The 16,245-nt window shown below is 32.3% G+C and carries 17 protein-coding genes; 2 read left to right on the top strand and 15 right to left on the bottom strand.

Annotated elements, in window-relative coordinates; all coding sequences use genetic code 11:
- Positions 1–124: 124 nt before the first annotated feature.
- From B0A81_RS17045 to B0A81_RS17005, 9 genes are all read right to left on the bottom strand, one after another.
- Entirely contained in the window at positions 125–1,453 is a 1,329-nt protein-coding gene (locus B0A81_RS17045; RefSeq protein WP_089059139.1) for an MFS transporter, read from the bottom strand.
- A gap of 12 nt (positions 1,454–1,465) precedes the next feature.
- Positions 1,466–2,890, bottom strand: a complete 1,425-nt coding sequence (locus B0A81_RS17040) for a porin (RefSeq protein WP_123922204.1) — start codon at positions 2,888–2,890, stop codon at positions 1,466–1,468.
- A gap of 140 nt (positions 2,891–3,030) precedes the next feature.
- A complete protein-coding gene (locus B0A81_RS17035; protein WP_089059137.1) occupies positions 3,031–4,302 on the bottom strand; it encodes a sensor histidine kinase in 1,272 nt (423 codons plus the stop codon).
- Positions 4,302–4,973, bottom strand: coding sequence for a response regulator transcription factor (locus B0A81_RS17030; RefSeq protein ID WP_089059136.1), 672 nt, complete (start codon positions 4,971–4,973; stop codon positions 4,302–4,304). Before B0A81_RS17030 ends, B0A81_RS17035 begins: the two co-directional genes overlap by 1 nt.
- A 324-nt stretch (positions 4,974–5,297) precedes the next feature.
- Complete coding sequence (locus tag B0A81_RS17025; protein WP_089059135.1) at positions 5,298–5,732, bottom strand: VOC family protein; 435 nt, start codon at positions 5,730–5,732, stop codon at positions 5,298–5,300.
- Between the two features lie 37 nt (positions 5,733–5,769).
- Positions 5,770–6,207 (bottom strand): SRPBCC family protein, encoded by a 438-nt coding sequence (locus B0A81_RS17020; RefSeq protein ID WP_089059134.1) that lies wholly within the window; start codon positions 6,205–6,207, stop codon positions 5,770–5,772.
- Between the two features lie 2 nt (positions 6,208–6,209).
- Complete coding sequence (locus tag B0A81_RS17015) at positions 6,210–6,617, bottom strand: VOC family protein (protein ID WP_089059152.1); 408 nt, start codon at positions 6,615–6,617, stop codon at positions 6,210–6,212.
- A gap of 117 nt (positions 6,618–6,734) precedes the next feature.
- Positions 6,735–7,139 carry an SRPBCC family protein gene (locus B0A81_RS17010; RefSeq protein WP_089059133.1) on the bottom strand — a complete coding sequence of 135 codons (405 nt, stop codon included), beginning with the start codon at positions 7,137–7,139 and terminating at the stop codon, positions 6,735–6,737.
- A gap of 41 nt (positions 7,140–7,180) precedes the next feature.
- Positions 7,181–7,591, bottom strand: a complete 411-nt coding sequence (locus tag B0A81_RS17005) for a VOC family protein (RefSeq protein WP_089059132.1) — start codon at positions 7,589–7,591, stop codon at positions 7,181–7,183.
- A gap of 142 nt (positions 7,592–7,733) precedes the next feature.
- On the opposite strand from B0A81_RS17005, the gene B0A81_RS17000 reads away from it, so the two are divergent.
- Positions 7,734–8,699, top strand: coding sequence for a GlxA family transcriptional regulator (locus tag B0A81_RS17000; protein ID WP_089059131.1), 966 nt, complete (start codon positions 7,734–7,736; stop codon positions 8,697–8,699).
- A gap of 166 nt (positions 8,700–8,865) precedes the next feature.
- On the opposite strand, the gene B0A81_RS16995 is transcribed toward B0A81_RS17000, so the two are convergent.
- The 6 genes from B0A81_RS16995 to B0A81_RS16970 form a co-directional block, all read right to left on the bottom strand.
- Positions 8,866–9,459 (bottom strand): hypothetical protein, encoded by a 594-nt coding sequence (locus tag B0A81_RS16995; protein ID WP_089059130.1) that lies wholly within the window; start codon positions 9,457–9,459, stop codon positions 8,866–8,868.
- A gap of 129 nt (positions 9,460–9,588) precedes the next feature.
- Complete coding sequence (clpX, locus tag B0A81_RS16990; RefSeq protein WP_089054474.1) at positions 9,589–10,821, bottom strand: ATP-dependent Clp protease ATP-binding subunit ClpX; 1,233 nt, start codon at positions 10,819–10,821, stop codon at positions 9,589–9,591.
- 192 nt (positions 10,822–11,013) lie between these two features.
- On the bottom strand, positions 11,014–11,688 hold the full coding sequence (gene clpP, locus B0A81_RS16985; RefSeq protein ID WP_089054473.1) for an ATP-dependent Clp endopeptidase proteolytic subunit ClpP: 675 nt from the start codon (positions 11,686–11,688) through the stop codon (positions 11,014–11,016).
- A gap of 388 nt (positions 11,689–12,076) precedes the next feature.
- Positions 12,077–13,399, bottom strand: coding sequence for a trigger factor (locus B0A81_RS16980; RefSeq protein ID WP_089059129.1), 1,323 nt, complete (start codon positions 13,397–13,399; stop codon positions 12,077–12,079).
- A gap of 117 nt (positions 13,400–13,516) precedes the next feature.
- Positions 13,517–13,861 carry a phage holin family protein gene (locus B0A81_RS16975; RefSeq protein WP_089059128.1) on the bottom strand — a complete coding sequence of 115 codons (345 nt, stop codon included), beginning with the start codon at positions 13,859–13,861 and terminating at the stop codon, positions 13,517–13,519.
- 53 nt (positions 13,862–13,914) lie between these two features.
- Positions 13,915–14,679, bottom strand: coding sequence for an alpha/beta fold hydrolase (locus B0A81_RS16970; RefSeq protein WP_089059127.1), 765 nt, complete (start codon positions 14,677–14,679; stop codon positions 13,915–13,917).
- A gap of 202 nt (positions 14,680–14,881) precedes the next feature.
- On the opposite strand from B0A81_RS16970, the gene B0A81_RS16965 reads away from it, so the two are divergent.
- Positions 14,882–16,216: a hypothetical protein gene (locus B0A81_RS16965; protein ID WP_089059126.1), complete on the top strand. Its 1,335-nt coding sequence runs from the start codon at positions 14,882–14,884 to the stop codon at positions 16,214–16,216.
- The last annotated feature ends 29 nt before the right edge of the window (positions 16,217–16,245 follow it).

Genomic DNA, 16,245 nt, shown 5'->3' with positions numbered 1-16,245 from the left:
TTTTTATTTAACAATTACAGCCAAGTATTAGAATAACGTAACTTTTACGATTATAATTTTAGAACTTAGCAGGAAAGTATCAAATAAAATTAGTTATAGTGTTTATATTAAATACGACCAACAGCTAATCATTTGTATCTCCAAAAGTGGACGTTTTCCGTGTATCTTTCATAAAACTGTATACAATCAAAGAGATAAAAATACATCCGGTAACGTACCAATAAAAATAGGTCTCATGTCCAACATTTTTAAACCAAAGTGCAATATACTCTGCTGTTCCTCCAAAAATTGCCACGGTAACAGAATAAGGGAATCCTACTCCAAGCGCACGAATTTCTGTTGGAAATAATTCGGCTTTCACCACTGCATTAATAGAGGTATACCCACTTACGATTATTAAAGCAATCATAATATAACCAAAAGCTTCCCACTTTTCCGAAGCTCCTGATACTGCTGAAAGCAATGGATAGGTGGCCAAAGTACCTAAAATTCCAAAAGCCAAAAGCAATGGTTTTCTACCTATTTTATCAGATAACAAACCAAAAACGGGCTGAATCAAGGCAAATATCAACAGCGATAAAAAGGTAACTAATGTAGAATCATCTTTTGATAGATGAACTGTATTGACAAGAAATTTTTGCATATAAGTACTATAAGTATAAAATGCAATTGTACCTCCCAGTGTTAAACCGACTACTATACCTAAAGATTTTTTATGGCGCATCAATTCTCTCAAAGAACCGCTTTTCTTTTTTACAGTTTCCTCATTTGTATTTTTTATGATTTTAAATTCATTAGTTTCTTCCATATGACTTCTTAAATATAAGGCTACCAATGAAAGTACGGCTCCAATAAAAAACGGCACTCTCCAACCCCATTCGTGCATTTGGTCTTCCGTCAAAAATAGTTTTTGCATTACTAATTGAATTCCAAGTGCTATTAACTGTCCTCCAATTAATGTGACATATTGAAAACTTGAAAAGAAACCTCTATGTTTTGCAGTTGCCATTTCACTTAAATAAGTTGCAGAAGTTCCATATTCACCACCTACACTTAATCCCTGAAGCAGTCTTGCGATCAATAATAAAATTGGAGCCAGAACACCTATAGATTCATAAGACGGCGTCAATGCGATCAACAGTGAACCTAAAGACATTAGCAAAACGGATAAGGTCATAGAAAATTTTCGGCCAACTCGATCTGCAAGACTTCCAAAAAGCCATCCGCCAATAGGACGCATTAGAAATCCTACAGCAAAAATTCCAGCCGTATTCAATAATTGTACGGTACTATCGCTTTGTGGAAAAAACACAGGAGCAAAGTAAATTGAAAATGCAGAGTAAGCATACCAATCATACCATTCTACAAGGTTTCCAATTGATCCGCTCATAATAGCTTTTAAGCGACGACTTGTTGTCATTTGGTCAGACACAACGTTTATTTTTTTTGACATAATTTAAGTATATTAAAGACATATTTGAACAGAAGCAATAAACTCACCGGCTCTTTCAAAAACATTATTTGTTATTTTATTATATAATGGACGACTGGAATATTGAAATGAAACTTTTGCATTGTGTCCGTCAAGCAGAAGATTAGTTCCAAGATCATAATAACTTCCTTCTTTTTGGAGTGCTTCCATATTTTTTAAAGTGTAGGCTGCAAAAGGCTGTATTCGGATTTTATCGCTAAACTTAGGCAGTAAAAACCCAGCTTGTGTATACCAAATCTGTCCGGTTCCTAAAAGATATCTTGCATTTCCAAAACCTTCTTTAGCTATTGGTCCTTTAAAATTCAAATCGGCGGTTCCTGGATTCATTATTCCTGTAGTTCGAATATAATCTGGTCCAAAATTGTAATTATAAAAAACACTAAGAAATGAAAGTGACATCTTTTTTTCTTTTGGTCCAACAGGCAGTTCTGTAAATACATCCAAGCCTAGAACCATGATATCATGACTTTTAAAGACTCCTTCCGAAGGCTGCGTGAGCGTTCCATCTTTTGTCGAATAAAATCCTGCACCTACATTTAAAATCTTCTTTTCCCCTAGATAAGTACCTACTAAAAATGGAGTACTCCTATTTTCAGTATCAAAAAACTGATAGTCAAAATATCCAGAATACGAAAGTTTACCACTCTTATTATTATCTACAGCACCACCTCCAACAGCAGGTATCAAATTGGTTGCAAAGGGTTTATTTACATTTACTCTATAAGCCGCTTTTTTATATTCACCATGGGCAAAAATACCAAATTGTCTTGCAAATTGATCTGAGACTTCGATGTTAATAAAATTAAAAACCGGCAGATCTAAAGTTAATACTTTAGTTGAGCTTGCATTTGTTAAACGACTCACTCCATTCCAACTGTGCAGACCTGCTCCCAGATAAAGACTAAAATCATTTACTTTTTTAGTTTCACTGTTCATCAATGGCAGTACGGCGAACTCATTGTAAGCATCATGTATAAAGAATACCGCTTTTTTACCAGCGCCATTACCTCCCGTTCCTGTTCCTCCGCCAGAAATAAAGGATTGATTGTTCATTCCCATTTGAACAAACATTAAATATCTGGGTGAAAGCTGACCTGTTGCAGTAATTCTCATTCTTCTAATTCCTGCATCATATGTGGTCGACTGTGGTACTCCATTGACCAATGTTCCTGGATTATTTTCGATAACCCTAAACCAAGCTTGATTGGAAAAACCAAATTTTAAATATTTGCTTCCATCCTCATTAAACTTAATTTTTAAATCGCCCAAAGGCTGTACTTTCGATTTGGGACTTTCCTTTTTAACAGCTTCAGGATCTTTAATTTCCTGAGCTTTCAAATTCCCTAAACTCAGCACACAAATTAATCCCATAAAAATTCTAAACACGTCTTTTTTCATATAGCTCATTAAATTTAAACCCATTAATAATTGAAAACTGCATTTTGTATCAGCAAATTAAAAGGCCCATCTTGAAGCAATATTGAAGTAAATCTATGTTTTACTTGAAATTTTGATTGTGGCAGTTAGAAGTCAAATATCTAAGTATCTGACTTTTTAAAAAATTTAATTTCAAGAATATGAAAGGAAGAAATGTAGTAGTAATGGATAGAATGATCGAAAATTTCGCAGATCTTTTTTGCAATTGCAAGGCCTATTCCAATTGAATCTAATGACTGATTGCCTTTTTTAAATCTGCCAAACAATTCGTCTATTGGAACTGAAGGCGCGTATCCTGTATTTTTTATTTTTAGTTTTAAATCTGAAATCTCGATTATAATTTCTCCTCCTGCAAAATTGTGTCGGATGGCATTACTGAAAAGATTATTTAATAAAATTCTTGCCAGATTCTCATCCATATTAATCAGTACGCCTTTTTTTATGTTTTTGGTTAACCTAATATTTTTCATTTCAATCAAATCAGAAAAAAAAGAATTTGTTTCTTCGACTAAAGCACTAATATCAGTATAGCAATTCTCTTTGTTTTCAAAATTTTCAAGTTTTATGAGCAAGGTTAAGGATTGGTTAATCTTGGAAAGCTTTTCTAACTCTTCCAACATAGAAGTTAGTTTAACCAACTGTTCTTCATCAAGATTTGATTGCAGCAGAAGCTCTATTTTAGCTTTAATAACTGCTATAGGAGTTTGCAATTCGTGTGAGGCATTTTCAGAAAATTCTTTTTGTGCAATGAAATCTTTCTGGGCTCTTTTGGTCATTTTTTTCAAAAATCGATTTAATTCCTGAAACTCAAGCGTATTTGTTTTCTCGAGTTTGATATTAGCCTTTTGATTTATTGTAAATTTCTTAACAGATCTTAAAGTAGCATTAAACGGAGAGAGGAAATAGCCCGAAATGACTTCACTTAATACAATTACCATTGAAGTAAGAAAAATAAAAGTCCATGCAAATACCATAAAAATACCGTTCAAATAAATATCATTGGTAATAATCATAAAGGTATGACTCGAAATTCCATAGTACTTATTGTTGATTTTATGGGTGGTTGTAACGCAAACTTCTGTTACATTATCCTGTAGTTCCTCACTCCAGACCACTTTAAACTTTACTGTTTCTATAGCGTTTTTTTCAGTGAGAGATTGTATTGCTACATTTTTCCTGGAGTTATGTTCTGTAAAGTCGCAGCCAGATTCAATTTGTTTGGCAATAATTGCATTTAAATGCTTTAATTCGCCTATTGTAGCTTGAGAAGCACTTCTTTTTACTGCTGTATAAACGATAGAAAAACCAATGAGCAGCACAAAAAAAGTAACTAAGGAATAGGCTTTCGTATAACGATAATTTAAACGTGTCATTACGTGCTCATCTTATAGCCAAGTCCGTAAATTGTACTGATACAATCTTCTCCTCCAGCATCGGTAATTTTTTTCCGAAGATTCTTAATATGCTGGTATACAAAATCAAAATTGTCTAGATTATCTGTATAATCTCCCCAAAGATGAGATGCTATTGCTTGTCTTGAAAGAATCCTATTTTGATTATTGAGAAAATAAATCAACAAATTAGTTTCTTTTCTGGTAAGAATAATTGGCAATTCATTGATTTTAGTTTCCATTGAAAGCAGATCAACTACAATGTCATTAAATTCGATATAGTTTCTGCTTTTATTATTTCTACGTGTTACAGCTTTGATTCTAGAGTATAATTCCGGCAATGGAAATGGTTTTGTAATATAATCATCTGCTCCTTCATCAAATCCTGTGACCTTAAAATCTAAAGAATTCTTAGCCGAAATTATGATCACACAAATTTCAATTTCTTCTTTTTTAATAAATTTAAGCAAATTAATCCCATTTCCATCTGGCAGCATAATGTCTAAAATAAGACAATCATAACTAAACAAAGCCAGTTTTTCACGCGCCTCTTCAATAGTAAATGCCATTTCACAAATATTGTTTTCATGAACGAGGTAACTACCAATGCTTTTTACCAATTCTGGATTATCTTCAACCAAAAGTAATTTCATCTATAATTAGGTTTAAATTTAAAGCTTCGTTATATATTTAACGATAAGCTATAAATATAATCTTTTTCTTATCATAAAATTAATAAACATAAAAAAAGACATCTAAAAATGTCTCTTTAAAATACGAAAGAATAAGATTTTCCCTTTTATAGGCTTTATTCTTGCAGCAAATTTTACTAATTTATTTCTTGTTTTAATTTCATAAAAAAAACAAAATCATTAATGAAGTGAAATTAACTCGTGAAATTCGCCGCAAAAATTTACTCTTTATCAGTAAGATTATCTAAAACTTGTGGTAAAAAACACCCAAGATTTGAATCTCAATTAACTATTCATGTTTTCGTCAAAATTTACCATCCAGCTCACACCGAATTTGTCTTTAAACATTCCGAAATAAGCTCCCCAAAATGTTTTGTTCATTGGCATGAAAACAATTCCACCCGCCGAAAGTCCGTTAAAAATTCTATCCGCTTCCGTTGTACTTTCTACATTTATTGAAATAGAAAAATTCGCTCCAAAAGCAACATCTCCTGATTGCTCATTACTATCGCTTCCCATCAAAATGGTATTTCCAATTGGCAATGAAACGTGCATAATACGATTGGCATCTTTTTCTGAAACTTGTGCGCAGCCTTCTTCTGCCGGCATATCTTTAAATTTTCCGATATAAGGAAATTCTCCTCCAAAAACTGATTTGTAAAATAGAAATGCTTCTTCGCAATTTCCGTTAAAAATTAAATAAGGATTTACTGTTGTCATGATTTCTTGTTTTTTGTTATTATTTGTTTTTTGTCTTCTATTTTTCTGAAAGTTCTTTTACTTTTTCCAGCCCGTTTGGGAAAGTTTCTTTGAAATAATCTAAATATTTCTCCACTACATCTACCTGAGCAATTAAGGTCGTGAACTCCTCTTCAGGAATTAAACGATAGGTTTCCATTGCACCCGTCCATTTTTTTGTTTCTTCATCAAGAGGCTGTTCTTCAAAATTTTTTATTTCTCCTAAATGCTTAAAAGCCATATATTCATTTTGAGTTTTGGTTTCTATTATACTATACATTCCTTCTCCGTTTGGTGACATAAAATGTATTTTATCCCCTTCGTTCCAGTTGCTTATGGTATGAGATCCTTCGCAAAAAACACTTGTCCATTTTTTATACGTTTCTTCATTCCATAAAACATCCCAAACTTTCTCTGCTGGAGCTTTAATTTTGATTGTAAATTCTAAAGTTTCCATAATTATGATAGTTTAGCAAAATCCATAAATAAAACATTCCATCGATGACCGTCTGTATCTGCAAAGCCAAAACCATACATCCAACCTTGACTTTCTGCAGGCGGAGCAAAGATAGTACCGCCGGCATCTTTCACTTTTTTGGCTAGTTCATCGACTTCTTCTTTGCTTTCTGCATCAATAGAAATCAGAACTTCAGAGCTTAGTTTTGTATCTGTTAAGCTGTTCTGAGAAAAACTCGCAAAAAGCGATTCTTCAAAAAGCATTACTACAAATTTCCCTTCACCAACTATCATGCAGGTCGAACTTGGCGTATCATGTTCTTCATTAAAAGAGAATCCTATTTTCGAAAAAAAAGCTTTTGAAACTGCCACCTCTTTTACCGGCAGATTCAGCCATATTTGCTTTGTCATTTTTTGATGTTTTTCATTAAACATTTTTTATTACGAAGGCACTAAGACATAATGTTTACTTTGTCACAGTTTAATTCTTTGAATCTATGCACCTATGAGTCTTTGAACCTAAAAAAACTAATTATTCTCAACGTAACTTTTAAAATTATCCAAAATAGCCTGCCATCCGCCACGCTGCATTTCTTCAGGATTTTGAGTTTCTGGGTCAAAACTTTCAATTACTTCTACTCCTTTTTCAGTTTCTTTAAAGCTAATTTCAACTTTTCTGCCATCGCCCATTATGTATTCAATATTTTCATTTGGTTTAACCAATGTATATTCCCCTTCAAAATCAAAACTCATGCTGCCATCTTTTGCTGCCATAGTCGATTTGAATTTTCCTCCTTCTTGTAAATCATTTTCGGCATAAGGCGTATGCCATTCTGGAGACGCAAAACTCCATTTTGTAATATGTTCTGGAGATGTCCAAAAATCCCATACTTTGTTTATAGATGCGTTGATAGTATTTTGTACTGTTATCATTATTTATATTTTTAAAAATTATACTTTGATTTATATTCTAATTACATCTGCTCCGGAATCTGCGTTTCATCCATAAAGAAAACTTCCCAATGATGCCCGTCTAAATCCAGAAAAGTTCGTTGGTACATCCATCCGTAATCGTTTGTTCTTTGATAATCTGTACCACCGGCCTTAACTGCTTCGTCTATTATTTCGTCGACCTCTTTACGTGTTTCAACAGAAATGGAAATAAGAACTTCACTAGTTTTATTTGAATCACAAATCTCCTTATCAGTAAACGTTTTATAAAACTCTTCAAGCAAAAGCATTACATTTATGTTTTTGCCAATAACTATACAGGCTCCCTTTTCATTTGTAAATTTCAAATTGGTAGAAAAACCCAATTCATTAAAAAATGATATTGCTCTTTTTAAATCTTTTACAGCAAGATTTATATAAATTTTCGTGTCCATAATATCTAAAGTTACAATTATTTAAAACAAATTTAGAATATTACAATTGGCTTTAGGATACAATAAAAGTCAACTTTAGGGGCATTTAAGACATTTTACTTACATTTGTTACACAATTAATTTTCCAAAAAACCACAAAATCATGAGCAAAAGAGTAGGTTTAATCGTGCCTCACGACTATAAATTGTTGAGTATTGCTGCAATTTTAGAAGTATTTGAAACGGCAAATAAATTAAGTAAGGAATCCGAAAAACCATTTGACATTATGGTTTTTCAATCGGCAGAACAAATTAATCAGGGAATTTTATTTGGATATGAAACCAACTCAATTGAAACTTCAAATAAAGTTTTGGATTTGATTTTGATTCCTGCTTTCACTACTGATGATATGAGCGAAATGATCGCGAAGAATAAAAATTTTATTCCGTGGTTAAAAAAGCAGCACCAATCTGGAGCTGAATTGGCGAGCTTCTGTACAGGAGCATTTTTGTTTGCTGCATCAGGGTTATTAAACGAAAAACTGGCTACTACTCATGTTGATGCCTGCAGTGCTTTTACAAAAGCTTTTCCGATGGTAAAATTAAAACCAGAAGAAACTTTAACTGCAGATGGCAGTTTGTATACAAGCGGCGGTTCGACCTCAACATTTCATTTGTTGATTCTTTTGGTTCAAAAATATTGCGGAAATGAAATTGCGGTGCAAATTGCTAAGATTTTCTCGATTGATTTAAATCGATATAAACAAAGTTATTTCAGCACTTTTAGACCGAATCATTTACATAATGATACTTTGGTTGCTATGTTACAGCATAAAATTGAAAGTCAATATCACAGCATAGAAAAACTAGAGGAAATTACAAAAGACATTCCTACCAGTGCCAGAAACATGACACGTCGTTTTAAACAAGTTACCGGGATTCCGCCAATTGAATATCTGCAAAATATTAGAGTCGAGAGTTCTAAAAAATATCTTGAACAAACGCAGCTTTCTATTTCAGAAATTATAGAAAAAACAGGGTATAATGACCCAAAAGCATTTAGAAAGGTATTTTATAAAATGGTTGGAATGAAACCTATTGAATATCGAGAAAAATTTAGGGTGCAGTAGTTTTTTTTGAAGCAGAACATTTCGATTTCAAAAAAACCTTTTGTCCTGCTCTACACTATATCTTTTGTTGCGTCCCGAAGCCTCGGGACCGCAACAAAAGGATGCCGTTTCGATCAGGGCTGATTTAGAACTTTTTGTTTTCAAAATATCAATTAGTTCTTAATTATTATTTTTCTTCTTGATGAATAACTTGATTATTGAAAAAAGCATTAAACATTTTAAATTCACCTAAATATGAATCTTGAAAACTAAAATCTTCAAATTTATTGTTTAATATTTCATTTGGAAATTTTGAATAAAACAACTTTTTTTCAACTATATTTTCTACTTCTAAAACCAAATCTTTAATTTTCCTTGGATCTAAATTTTCCATTTCCAATTCTTCAATTCTAGCTCTTGGTATGATCATTTGGTTTTTATGAACCAAAACGCTAATTACATAATAAGGAATCAATATACTCAAATATAAGGTTATAGAACACAATTCTCCTTCCTCAACGACATTCAAAAAAAAAGTATAACATCGATCCTGATTATCAAGCCTAGAAAAATCTTGAAAATCTTTCAAAACTGAATCTTTAGCAAATTCGGCTTTAATATTGCTTCGAATTTCCTGATTGCTATCTGAATCAAAAAATTCAATTAATGACTGTAATCTTTTATATTCTGCAGTTTCAAAATATAACTCTTTTTGAGTCCACGGACATATATTTTTAGGATAATATAGATGAGCTAAATTTTTCAAAACTTCAGTTATCATAATTTATGGTAAAAGATTAAGTATCAAATATATTATTTTAAGTAAAAAAAGAAAAACATGATTTAAGAATATTCAATAAAAAAACCTGCTCAAAAAATGAACAGGTTCTAAAAAAATATCTTTTAAAATTTACGAAGCGATTTCCATACGCTTCAATAAGTTTTTACTTAAAGTATGTTCTGCATAATCCTTATCGATTGATAGAACTTTATCATCAGAACTTGGCAGTTCGTACATTGCATCTGTTAAGATTGCTTCGCAAAGCGAACGTAATCCACGAGCTCCTAATTTATACTCTAATGCTTTATCAACAATAAAATCTAATGCTTCATCTGTAATTGTAAATTCAACCTCATCCATTAAAAATAATTTCTGATATTGTTTTACTAGTGCGTTTTTAGGCTGTGTTAAAATCGCACGCAATGTTTCGCGATCTAATGGATCCATATGTGTTAGAACTGGCAAACGACCAATAATCTCTGGAATCAATCCAAAATCCTTAATATCTTTAGGAATAATGTATTGCAGTAAATTGTCTTTGTCAATATTATCAACATTTTTAGAAGTTGAGTATCCAACTGCCTGACGATTTAAACGTTTTGAAATAATACGCTCAACTCCATCAAAAGCACCACCAGCAATAAACAAGATGTTTTGAGTATTTACCTCAACAAATTTTTGATCTGGATGTTTACGTCCTCCTTTTGGCGGTACGTTTACAACTGTTCCTTCTAATAATTTTAATAATGCCTGCTGAACACCTTCTCCAGAAACGTCACGTGTTATTGATGGATTATCGCTTTTACGGGCGATTTTATCAATTTCATCGATAAACACAATTCCTCTTTCGGCTTTGGTTACATCATAATCCGCAGCTTGCAGTAAACGTGTCAAAATACTTTCAACATCTTCACCTACATAACCTGCTTCTGTTAATACAGTTGCATCAACAATAGCCAAAGGAACGTCTAACATTTTTGCGATAGTTTTAGCAACTAATGTTTTTCCTGTTCCAGTTTGACCAACCATGATAATGTTACTTTTTTCAATCTCTACTTCGTCATCCAATTGCTGCTGCATTAAACGTTTGTAGTGATTGTAAACGGCAACCGACATTACTTTTTTTGTCTGGTCTTGCCCAATAACGTATTGATCTAAGAAAGCTCTAATTTCTTTTGGTTTCTTTAAAATTAAGTCTCCAACAAGTTTTGAGCTTCCGCTTGATTTTAATTCTTCTAATACAATTCCGTGTGCTTGTTCAATACACTTATCACAGATATGTGCATTAATACCTGCAATTAATAAATTAGTTTCTGGCTTTTTTCTTCCACAAAACGAACATTCTAATACTACTTTTGCCATTCTTTATTTAAGTTACTAAGCTGCAAAGATACTAAGTTTCTAAGCTTTTTACTTTAAAACTTAAAAACTTAACTCCTTTACAGCTTAATATTTGTTTTTTTGTTTCAAGTTTAATTTTGTTTCAGGTTTCAAGTTAATCTTAGTCCCGAGGCCTCGGGATAGTTATTTAACAACTTTTAACCTTTAAAAAAATTATCCTCTTCTTAATACTTCATCAATCATTCCGTATTCTTTTGCTTCGTCTGCAATCATCCAGTAATCACGCTCACTGTCTTTGTGCACTTTGTCAAAAGTTTGTCCTGAATGCTGCGAGATGATATTGTATAATTCATCTTTCAATTTCAACATTTCGCGTAAGTTGATTTCCATATCAGTTGCAACTCCTTGTGCTCCTCCTGACGGCTGGTGAATCATAACTCTTGAATGTGGTAAAGCCGAACGTTTTCCTGCTGCTCCTGCACATAATAAAACTGCTCCCATAGAAGCTGCCATTCCTGTACAAATTGTTGCTACGTCTGGTTTGATGTATTGCATCGTATCGTAAATTCCTAATCCTGCATAAACGCTTCCTCCTGGAGAGTTTAAGTAAATTTGGATATCTTTTGAAGCATCCGCACTTTCTAAGAATAGTAATTGAGCCTGAACGATGTTTGCTATTTGATCATCGATACCTGTTCCTAAAAAAATAATTCTATCCATCATCAATCTTGAAAACACATCTAATTGAGAAATATTCAACTGACGCTCTTCAATAATATATGGAGTCATATTAGTTGGATTCATCGCTGCTATGATTTTGTCATAGTACATAGCGTTCACTCCTTGATGCTTTGTAGCAAATTTTTTGAATTCTTTACCGTAGTTCATATGTATCTGTTCTAAGTTTTACTTTATTTAATGTATATATTCTTTCATCAAAGGTTGTACCTCTTTCTAAAGGATGTCAATTTGTCTTATTTTGAAAATTTGTTTCAGGTTTAATTTTATTTCCAGTTTCAGGTTTCAAGTTCTCGGACTCGCTTCTTACATAGCCCAGATAGTAGTGAAAAGCTTTTTGAATTCCGGTTTTTAGTTTTTTTATTCTTGAAAAGCGACTGAAAGAAGCTCTTGCAAGAATAAAAAAAACTTAAACGGAAGAAAAAAACTTGTAACGGATAGCTGGATTAGCTTCTGAAAAGTAATCAAAAATAAATTAAAACAAAAGAGCGTCAAGAAAAAACTTCCTGACGCTCAAAATTATGTATTGTTTTAGAAATTATTCTCCGTAAGAAGCAGCAATAAATTCTTCGTAAGTTACTTCTTTAGTTGTTGGATTTGCTTTTTCTTTAAACAATTCTAACAATTTCTCCGCTACAACTTGCTCAGAAAGTCTTTTCACCTCTTCTTGGTTAGATAAAACTCTAGCCACAATTCCTTGAACTTCTTCGTCTGTTGGGTTAGTTTGACCAAATTGCGCCATTTGTTGTTTGATAGCACCTGTTGTAAAAGCTTTCAAGTCATCAAATGTAATTTGGATATTACTTTGAGCCATAGCTTTTCCTTCGATTAATTGAAAACGTAAACCTTTTTCAGATCTTGCGTATTCAACTTCAGCTTCTTCTGCAGAAAGTTTTTTCTCTCCAACAGTTTGTAACCATTTTTTAAGGAATTCAGCTGGTAAATCAAATTTTGTGCTTTCGATCAAGAAATCTTGAACGTCTAACAATAATTTTTGATCTGCTTGTTGTGCAAATTGAGCTTCAGCGTCTTCTTTAATTTTAGATTTTAAATCTTCTAAAGAAGCTACTTTTCCTTCTCCAAAAAGTTTATCAAATAACTCTTGGTTTAATTCCGCTAATTCAGCTCCGTTGATCGCTTCAATTGTAAAGTTTACTTCGATATCTAGACCGTGAACATCATCATGAGATACTTTTAAGTAATCCATTAATTGGTGATCATCTTCAAATAAACCTTTTGTGCTTACTGCAACAACATCTCCAACTTTTTTACCGATGAATTTATCTCCAGCAGCTTTATTGAAAGTAGATAATGAAATTGTAGTTGTATTGTTGATACCTTTTTCTTCGTTTGAGAAAGTTCCAGTTAAATCAGAATCTGCAGACACCACTTCTTGCGGGATTGCTTTTCCGAATTGTTTTTGGATACGTTCAACTTGACCGTCGATTAATTTATCATCAGCCGTTACGATATATTTTACGATATTATTTTTTGCTTCTAAATCAATTTCGAAGTTTGGAACTAAACCAATTTCATATTCGAAAGTTAGTTCTTCAGCATCCCAATCAAAGTTTTCGTTTTCTTTAGCAAGAGGAGTTCCTAAAAGATTTAATCTTTCAGATTGAACAAAACGCTCTAAAGCTAAATCAACTACTTTTTTAACTTCTTCTTGCTTGATTGCTTTTCCGTATTGTTTTTCAACAAGGTCTTTAGGAACTTGTCCTTTTCTAAAACCTTTCACGGTAGCCAATGGCATTTTTTCGTTTATTCTTTTTGCTACTTGACCTTTATAATCCATGTGAACAACGTTTAATACAATCGTTTCATTCACAGCGTCTATTGCTACTCTTTTAATATCCATCTTCTTCTTTAATTTACATAATAAAATTGGGTTGCAAAATTATAAAATTTTTGCAACCCAACCAAGTTTTTAATATATTGTATTTGAAGTGGTTTTTAAGTCACTTTAATACCTTAATTATTTATCGTCTCCTACTATTTTATATGTAATAGATTGCAGAATAGATAATATAACACTAAACCATAAAGCTGTCCAGAATGAATCAACTGCAAATCCTCCTACAATATTAGTGCACAACAAAATAATAATGGCATTAATAACCAATAAAAACAATCCCAATGTAATCACTGTAACCGGCAATGTTAAAATAACCAATATTGGTTTTATAAAAAGATTCAATAACCCTAAAACCACTGCAACGATAATTGCTGTAGTAAAACTGGCCACATGCACACCTGTAAGAAAGTTAGCAATTAACAAAACCAAAGCAGCGGTAACAAGAAGTCTGAGTAATAATTTCATATCTTTTTCTTTTTAAAATTTTAATAAAAGTAACAAATTTTTCATCAAAAAAATTACTCTTTTAAAAACGTTGTTGTCAATTCAAAAAACATTTTTGGATTTTCAGCATGAAGCCAATGCCCTGCATTTGGGATAGTTTCTAATTTAAAATTTGGAAAATGTTTTCGAATATCTTCAAGATCCGAATCCTGAATATAGCCTGACGCTCCGCCGCGAATAAATAATGTTGGCTTATCAAAAACCAAATTATCTGCCAGCGGTTTTCCTATTGCATCTAAATTATTATTAAAAACGGCTAAATTAAATCTAAATGCCAATTGTCCAGGTTCCTTCCAATATAAATTTTTTAATAAGAACTGACGAGTTCCAAAGTCAGGTACGTATTGCGCTACTATTTCTTCAACATCATTTCGGCTTGGTTTTACAGAAAAATCAACTGCATTTAATCCTGCTAAAATATCTTGATGATGCTGTTTATAGAATTTAGGCCCAATATCTGCAACAATTAATTTATCTACAATTTCAGGATGTGTTGCCGCAAAAAGCATGGCTACTTTCCCACCCATTGAATGTCCGAGGATATCAATTCTAGTTAGATTATTTGCATTACAATATTCAAATACATCCTGAACCATTGCTTCATAACTCCATTCATCAGAATGAAAACTACGCCCGTGATTTCGTAAATCTAAAATATGAACCTGAAATCCCGCTTCTACATATTGTCCCGCAAGTGTTTTCCAATTATCAGACATACCTAGAAATCCGTGCATGATGATAAATGGCTTTCCTTCGCCTTCTATTTTTGAGTATAACATTTATATTTTTCTTTTAAAACTAAAACAAAGGTAAAAAACTTATCCATCAATCTCTAATGGCATAAATTTGCTTCATTTTTTTAACAAAAAAAAGTCTACCTTTTACGGTTTCCCGTAACAAAGAACCAAACTTAAAATGTACCTTGCAGCGTAAATTTCGATATACGAAAAAACCTACTTTAATTTAATTTATACACAAACCATGATCAGAAAATTTCTTTTATTATCATTAGTTGTTTCTCAACTTACAGTTTCTTGTTCTAGTGAAGATAGTCCTGAGACGACAACTGAACAAACATTAGCAGAACAAATTGCTGAAATCGTTAAACAACCGTACTCAAAATTAACTCCAGCAGATCAAAAAATAAAATTAGAAGCTGAGGCTAATGAAATGCTGACTCAGTTAGACAAATCAAAAAGCTCAAGCGCTATTGAAGCAATAGAAAATTTAAACCGTTTGTTAGACATTAGCACTGTTGATATTTTTAACGGAAAAAATGATAATAAAGTAGAAGATATCTTAAACATTTCTGGAGTTTACGGTATCTACACTTGGAATAACGCTAAAAAAAGCTGGGATAAAACAGATTCAAAAACAGAATTAAAATTTGCTTTTCCTGCTAAACAATCTCAAACGGCAAACAATGCTGTTTTTTCTGCAAAAGGAGTATCTTCTGATGTTAAAGTTAAATATTATGATGGCTACCTTAGTAGTAATAACGGAGGAAAAGAAATCTATGACTCTATTTTCCTTCCTAGCTCATCAGATGCGACTTTAACAATTGACAATGCTCAAGCTGCTACATTTACTCAAACTGCCAAATATTCATCTAAAAACGCATCACCTGATGAGTTTGCATACAAAATGACATTAAATGATGGCTATACTTGGGAAATGAGCGGTAAAAAAGGTACTGAAACTACTGCTAAAGCTGTTCTTACTTACAATGGAAAAAATTTGATCGACTTCAATTCAGGCAGTACTGCTAACATTGATGGTTTAATCGAAAATGACGAGTTAATCCAATACAGAGGAAAAGCAAATGGATTATTCAAATTAATGGACAACTTTATTATTGTTGCCAATATGGATTTAGCTACTGATGGGGCTGACAAAATTGCTTTAGAAAAAACACTTCCAAATCCAGTTTACAGCACCAAAACATATTATTCAGATATAAACACAAGCAATCTTAAGTATTCTGAAGGTGCCGTTTTAAACTTCAACAAAAACATGAAGTTGATTTTAGTATCTAAAAAAGATGGAACTAAAATAGCTGATATTGTTCAACGAACTGAAAAATCAGGATCTTATCCACGTTATGTAAAATGGGTTGTTGACACAAAAAATGAAAATGGCGGATACTGGACTTATGACTCTAATGATACAAGTATAGTTACTAATGAATATGACGAAGTGCTTTACTTAAAATTCAGCGACAATACCGAAGCTTCATTTAGCACTTATTTCTCTAAAGGTTTTGAAAAATTTGAAACTAGATTTGAAGATTTCATCAAAGCTTTTGATAAAAACTAATAAGTCTTTAAAATAGATTTAAAAGCCGA

Source organism: Flavobacterium plurextorum (assembly GCF_002217395.1).
Classification (GTDB): domain Bacteria; phylum Bacteroidota; class Bacteroidia; order Flavobacteriales; family Flavobacteriaceae; genus Flavobacterium; species Flavobacterium plurextorum.
The sequence above is the reverse complement of the archived record's forward strand: the minus strand, read 5'-3'. Positions and strand labels throughout refer to the sequence as shown.

Coding starts and splice junctions, on each gene's coding strand:
- B0A81_RS17045 (WP_089059139.1), bottom strand. CDS start 1,453: ATGTCAAAAAAAATAAACGTTGTGTCTGACCAAATGACAACAAGTCGT.
- B0A81_RS17040 (WP_123922204.1), bottom strand. CDS start 2,890: ATGAAAAAAGACGTGTTTAGAATTTTTATGGGATTAATTTGTGTGCTG.
- B0A81_RS17035 (WP_089059137.1), bottom strand. CDS start 4,302: ATGACACGTTTAAATTATCGTTATACGAAAGCCTATTCCTTAGTTACT.
- B0A81_RS17030 (WP_089059136.1), bottom strand. CDS start 4,973: ATGAAATTACTTTTGGTTGAAGATAATCCAGAATTGGTAAAAAGCATT.
- B0A81_RS17025 (WP_089059135.1), bottom strand. CDS start 5,732: ATGACAACAGTAAATCCTTATTTAATTTTTAACGGAAATTGCGAAGAA.
- B0A81_RS17020 (WP_089059134.1), bottom strand. CDS start 6,207: ATGGAAACTTTAGAATTTACAATCAAAATTAAAGCTCCAGCAGAGAAA.
- B0A81_RS17015 (WP_089059152.1), bottom strand. CDS start 6,617: ATGACAAAGCAAATATGGCTGAATCTGCCGGTAAAAGAGGTGGCAGTT.
- B0A81_RS17010 (WP_089059133.1), bottom strand. CDS start 7,139: ATGATAACAGTACAAAATACTATCAACGCATCTATAAACAAAGTATGG.
- B0A81_RS17005 (WP_089059132.1), bottom strand. CDS start 7,591: ATGGACACGAAAATTTATATAAATCTTGCTGTAAAAGATTTAAAAAGA.
- B0A81_RS17000 (WP_089059131.1), top strand. CDS start 7,734: ATGAGCAAAAGAGTAGGTTTAATCGTGCCTCACGACTATAAATTGTTG.
- B0A81_RS16995 (WP_089059130.1), bottom strand. CDS start 9,459: ATGATAACTGAAGTTTTGAAAAATTTAGCTCATCTATATTATCCTAAA.
- clpX (WP_089054474.1), bottom strand. CDS start 10,821: ATGGCAAAAGTAGTATTAGAATGTTCGTTTTGTGGAAGAAAAAAGCCA.
- clpP (WP_089054473.1), bottom strand. CDS start 11,688: ATGAACTACGGTAAAGAATTCAAAAAATTTGCTACAAAGCATCAAGGA.
- B0A81_RS16980 (WP_089059129.1), bottom strand. CDS start 13,399: ATGGATATTAAAAGAGTAGCAATAGACGCTGTGAATGAAACGATTGTA.
- B0A81_RS16975 (WP_089059128.1), bottom strand. CDS start 13,861: ATGAAATTATTACTCAGACTTCTTGTTACCGCTGCTTTGGTTTTGTTA.
- B0A81_RS16970 (WP_089059127.1), bottom strand. CDS start 14,679: ATGTTATACTCAAAAATAGAAGGCGAAGGAAAGCCATTTATCATCATG.
- B0A81_RS16965 (WP_089059126.1), top strand. CDS start 14,882: ATGATCAGAAAATTTCTTTTATTATCATTAGTTGTTTCTCAACTTACA.